The sequence below is a fragment of the Pedobacter sp. 05L430 genome (assembly GCF_056397585.1).
In genome coordinates, this window is record NZ_JBFTNT010000493.1 from 1 (window position 1) to 1,663 (window position 1,663).

Here is a 1,663-nt window from a genome sequence, read left to right on the forward strand (position 1 = left end):
GCCTAAATCATAAGAAAATCGGTAGTATCTAAATTAAAAACAGCTTATTGAATGGCAAAATGATGTATTAATAAACGCAAACAACTTTTGCTTACATCTGTTAATCAATTAGCGAGCTAATAAATTAAATAGACAACATGACTATTCAATCAGTTAATCCGGTTACTGGAAAAGTAATCAAAAGCTATAAAGAACATTCCTGGGAACAAATCGACAAAAAAATAGCTACAACGCAGACTGCCTGGTTGAAATGGCAAAACTCAAGTTTTGCTGAAAGGGCCTCTTTGTTAAAGAAAACATCTGCACTGCTTATACAGCGTAAGGAAAAACTGGCAGCTTTAATGGCCATCGAAATGGGAAAACCGATTAAAGATGGTATAGCCGAAATTGAGAAATGTGCATCTGTTTGCGACTATTATGCAGATAATGGTGAAACTTTTTTGAAAGATGAACTAATTAAAACTGAGGCTGTTAAAAGTTATGTAAGTTTCAGGCCTTTGGGAATCGTATTGGCAATAATGCCATGGAACTTTCCGTATTGGCAATTATTCAGGTTCCTGGCTCCTGCCTTAATGGCTGGTAATTGTGGCGTGTTAAAACATGCATCTAATGTTAGTGGTTGTGCGTTAAGTATTGAACAGATAATTAAAGATGCCGGATTTCCCGCAAATGTTTTTCAGGTACTGCTAATTAATAGCAGGGTTGTTAAGCAAGTAATAGCCCATCGCCATATCAAGGCTGTTACTTTAACAGGAAGTACAGAAGCAGGTATGCAGGTAGCTCAACAGGCTGCACAGCAACTAAAGAAAAGCGTGCTGGAGCTTGGGGGAAGCGACCCGTACCTTATCCTAGCCGATGCAGATCTTGAACTGGCAGCAGATGTTTGTGCTCAAAGCAGACTCATAAATAATGGCCAAAGCTGTATTGCTGCAAAAAGATTTATTGTAGTAAAGAAAGTTGAAAAGGAATTTGTTAGGCTGTTTAAAAATAAAATGGCAGCCAGAATAACAGGCGATCCTTTTGATGCTGATACCAACCTAGGGCCAATGTCTAGATTAGATCTTAGAGATGATTTGCATGAGCGAGTGAAAGAAAACATAAAAGCAGGCGCTAAGTGTATTCTTGGAGGACAAATCCCTGATTTTAAAGGGCGACATGCTTATTACACTCCTACAATTTTAACGGGGATAAAAAAAGGTATGCCTGCTTATGAAGAAGAAATTTTTGGACCCGTGGCTTTAGTTATTTCGGCAAAAGACACTGATGATGCCGTAAAAATTGCAAATGACACACCTTTTGGCTTAGGTGCAGCAGTATTTACAAAAGATGGATCACTTGGAGAACAGGTAGCAAAGACTCATTTAAATGCCGGCTCTTGTTTTGTGAATTCATTAGTTAAATCTGATCCACGATTACCTTTTGGAGGGATTAACCAATCTGGTTATGGTCGTGAACTGGGGTTATTTGGCATTAGAGAGTTTGTAAATATTAAAACAGTTTACATTAAATAAGCTGCACTTTGTCCTAAATACCACCTGTTTTTGGCTTTTATGGCAAGCCATATTTGATGTTACTAAGGTTAAATTTGAATTACCTTAAGCAATTACTATGAAAAACTTTGATTGGACCTCATTTACAATAAGAATTTTAGTGAGAGCAAGTC

The 1,663-nt window shown here is 37.5% G+C and carries 1 protein-coding gene; it reads left to right on the top strand.

What is annotated here, in order from left to right:
• Positions 1-137: 137 nt before the first annotated feature.
• The gene (locus AC1DG9_RS26750; protein WP_337716103.1) at positions 138-1,511 is read left to right on the top strand and encodes an NAD-dependent succinate-semialdehyde dehydrogenase; all 1,374 of its coding nucleotides are present in this window, start codon (positions 138-140) and stop codon (positions 1,509-1,511) included.
• Positions 1,512-1,663 lie beyond the last annotated feature (152 nt).